Genomic DNA, 3,327 nt, shown 5'->3' with positions numbered 1-3,327 from the left:
TCATAAGTCGTTAAGGCGTGTGGACTTGCAGTCGGCTTAGACCCTGTTTTTGCTCAACGCAAAAAGGACTATCTTGTGATAGTCCTAAAGTTCAAAATCATTCTCTGCTCTCGTATAATCCGTCGCAGCAGATACCAACAATCCTGTTGATATCTCGTCCACCATTTTCAGTGTATTCAAGTATTTTTTCCAACGAATCTTTATAAATTTCTTTATCAAGATTTATTTTATTTTTCACTCCATATTTTTCTTCCAAGAAGTCTTCGCTATAGTTATAAATCATCTCTATTTCTTTGCGTATTTCAAACTGATTTCCCTCTGCATTTTCAGTAAATCTATTCAGACTAAAAATATGGTCGTCTATGTTAATTAAATAATTTTTGAGTTCATCACTTGTTAGTTTCTCAGTCATTTGATTTCACCTGTTTCGTTATCAAAATCACTTCTGCCATATTTTCTTTCTTGATATACAGCATCAAAATATAATCTTAATAATCCAGTATGCGAACGTAAAACAGAGTTAATAATTTTCATGCTTGGCAAATTATATTCTGTACCATGCAACCTCACAAAACGTCTTAATTCTCTCATGTTTGCCAAGTCATGATTATCAATCATATCGCAGACATCGTTCAGCATTTCATCTTTATCTTCTACGTCTAGCGTGATGTAACGATCAATATCAAAGTTATTCAACAACCTAATGTCCTTCCTGGAATATTTCACTTTATTTTTCTCTATCGCGTCTTTTGACTCATGAGTTAAATATAAATACATATTTTCCATACTCTGCTGTACAAACATCACTTTAGCAACACTTTGATTACCTAAAGCTCTTTGTATCCTCTTTCTGACACTATCTGCTGTTACTGGATTTTTAGCCACATAAATAATGTGATAATGTGCCTTTTTAAATTCTTGCCCTTCATGATTACTTTTATCTTTGTCATGCAAAGGGCTAATTGCCATTGATACACCCATTAATTCTAATTGGGTTTCCCAATCTTCAGGTATAGATTCTGGATACAATAGGAACGTGAAGTATCTTGCTTTATCTTTACTCATAATGTTAAAATTACCTTATTAGAACGCCTTATCAGCGGAAACTCACGCCTTACCCAAAGCCGAGTTTTCGCTATTTTTTTTGTTCTAATTCCTTTCCCTGTATTTTCTTCTCATGTTCTTCTCTTATCAGTAATGTCATTACCGCAGATTTTTGCATAGCATAATATTCAACTAATTCTTCAAATTTTTCAGCTGTATCTTCTGTAACATTTATCGTATATCTCTTTTTTTGCGACATTTCTTCCCTCCTATCTTTTATTAATGCAAATAATAAACAAATATATGCACATAGTCAACAAAAATATGTTTATTTCGTAAAATGTCTCCAAAATGTCGCCGAAATGTCGCTTTGTGAAAAATCACTGTACCCATTGATATTAAAGGTCAAAACCCTTCACAATCTCTGTTTTGGCACTCGGCACTTAAAAGGGGGTCGTAGTATCCCCCTTTTTCTCTCACATCTCATAAAAAAAGACCCTAAAAGGGTCATGAAATTTCCATTTTTTTCAAAATTAGAAAGACTTGTTTTCATTCGTTTAAAAATTAAAAGAAATAAGACCGAAAAACAACGGAAGCACTAATCCTAAAATAAAAATAAAGGAAACCACAGTTTCATATTTTTCAAAACCAGATAACCTTTTCAAAATAGGGTTAGCAACCACTCTTATTAAACCTATACAAATTGCAATACTAATCATAAATACCACTGTATTATCGCTCAAATAAGCTATAGTAAAAAAGAACAACACTGAAAACGGAACACCTAATAAAAAAGAATATAAATACTTCATCAACTCACCCCTTCTAAAAAGTAACACTGATTTAGTTCTTTATTCCAATTTCCTTTTTGAGTGTGATGCGCTGCGGCCTTAAAAATCCTAAGAGCTCTACCAAGCGAAAGTTGATAGCTGTCGCTACCACTTCGCTTGCGCTCTCAGTGTATTTTAAGGCCTGTCACACATCAAAAAGTTTTCTCGGCATAATAGTCCTCTACCGTTCTAAATCGGCTTCTCTTCGCTTCTTTTTATCATGCTGACGGACATCTTCCTGTATCATGTCCATAAACTGGGCATAGCCCTTCGTTTTTTCATTCTCCCTCAGTTTATCCTTAAAATTATTATATGCGCTCTCAAACCCCTTAAAATGCGTTCTCAAGTGTTTGTATATTCCGATTGTAAACCGTTCATACTGTCGGAAGTATATATCCAGATCTTTATTTTCTTCGACCAACTGTTTATTCTCTTCTGTCAATGCGTCATTTTCTTTTTGCAGCTGCTTGTTTATCTTAACTTGTCGAATCATTCTGTCTTGCATATCATTGCTCTTTTGATAAAAATTCGTATCTTTTATCCGTTCATAATCATCTACGATGTTATGTGCAGCAGAAATCGTTTGCTGTAGTTCCTCGAACGTTTCAGCGGATACCACCTTACGCCCTGTTTCCAGCTCTTCTCGGCCTGTAAACAAGCTTTTCCTTACTTCTACCTCATTTTCATACTCAATCGCTCCAGCGCCCCGCATATGCGCTATATCGTCCCCTAGTCGCTCACTGAACTGTTTAAGTTCCGTTTTGACATTCTGTAATTCTCTTTGATGATACTGCGTATCCTTCTTAAACCGATCAATATCTTTATGTTCCCGTTTTGAGACGGTTTTCGCTATCCCCCTGCTCAAGTCATAACCCTTTTGATTCACGTACTGATTAAATCTGTCCTGTAGCTCCGTCAATGCCTTCTTATTGCCCAGACGCTCTTTAGCCGACAGTCTCCCATCTTCCGTCAGTGGTACAAATCCAAAATGCATATGTGGCACATTCTCGTCTAAATGCACAGTGGCATACACCATATTGTCTGTTCCATATTCATCTTGTAAAAAATCCAAGCTATCTCTAAAAAATTGGTGTGTCTCCTCTTCACTCAATCCCTCAAAAAATTCTCTATCACTGGTAATCAATCCATCGACATGGCGAATCGCATCTGACCGGATTTTACGATGCCCTGAATAATTTGAATGAATGGTCTCCTCTATTTTTTCTGTGTAGTTAATCTTATTGTCATTTATCAAGTCATAATTTTTATATGTGTCCGCATGCCGAATGTCTTTATTATTATAATTTTTATTCTCTCTTTGATTATGTTTTTGAATGCCTGTGGTATTCACAGATCCCTTTACTTTGGCGACCCTCAAAATAGAATAAGACATGCTGCCCCTCCTCATTGATACCTTTAATACGCACATAAAGTATAACACACTAGACTTATT

General features: G+C 35.5%; 5 protein-coding genes. All 5 read right to left on the bottom strand.

The annotated features are described in order from the left end of the window. Nucleotides 1-97: 97 nt before the first annotated feature. Nucleotides 98-412, bottom strand: coding sequence for a hypothetical protein (locus ACYF68_RS00045; protein ID WP_461044976.1), 315 nt, complete (start codon nt 410-412; stop codon nt 98-100). Then, complete coding sequence (locus tag ACYF68_RS00040; RefSeq protein WP_461044975.1) at nt 409-1,065, bottom strand: replication protein; 657 nt, start codon at nt 1,063-1,065, stop codon at nt 409-411. Before ACYF68_RS00040 ends, ACYF68_RS00045 begins: the two co-directional genes overlap by 4 nt. Before the next feature lie 70 nt (nt 1,066-1,135). Continuing rightward, the gene (locus ACYF68_RS00035) at nt 1,136-1,303 is read right to left on the bottom strand and encodes a hypothetical protein (RefSeq protein ID WP_461044974.1); all 168 of its coding nucleotides are present in this window, start codon (nt 1,301-1,303) and stop codon (nt 1,136-1,138) included. A 298-nt stretch (nt 1,304-1,601) separates the two neighbouring features. After that, entirely contained in the window at nt 1,602-1,856 is a 255-nt protein-coding gene (locus tag ACYF68_RS00030) for a hypothetical protein (protein WP_461044973.1), read from the bottom strand. A gap of 199 nt (nt 1,857-2,055) precedes the next feature. Beyond that, complete coding sequence (gene mobV, locus ACYF68_RS00025; protein ID WP_461044972.1) at nt 2,056-3,267, bottom strand: MobV family relaxase; 1,212 nt, start codon at nt 3,265-3,267, stop codon at nt 2,056-2,058. Between the last annotated feature and the right edge of the window lie 60 nt (nt 3,268-3,327).

It is taken from the genome of Salinicoccus sp. CNSTN-B1 (assembly GCF_054792835.1).
This window is presented reverse-complemented; position numbering and strand designations above follow the sequence as displayed.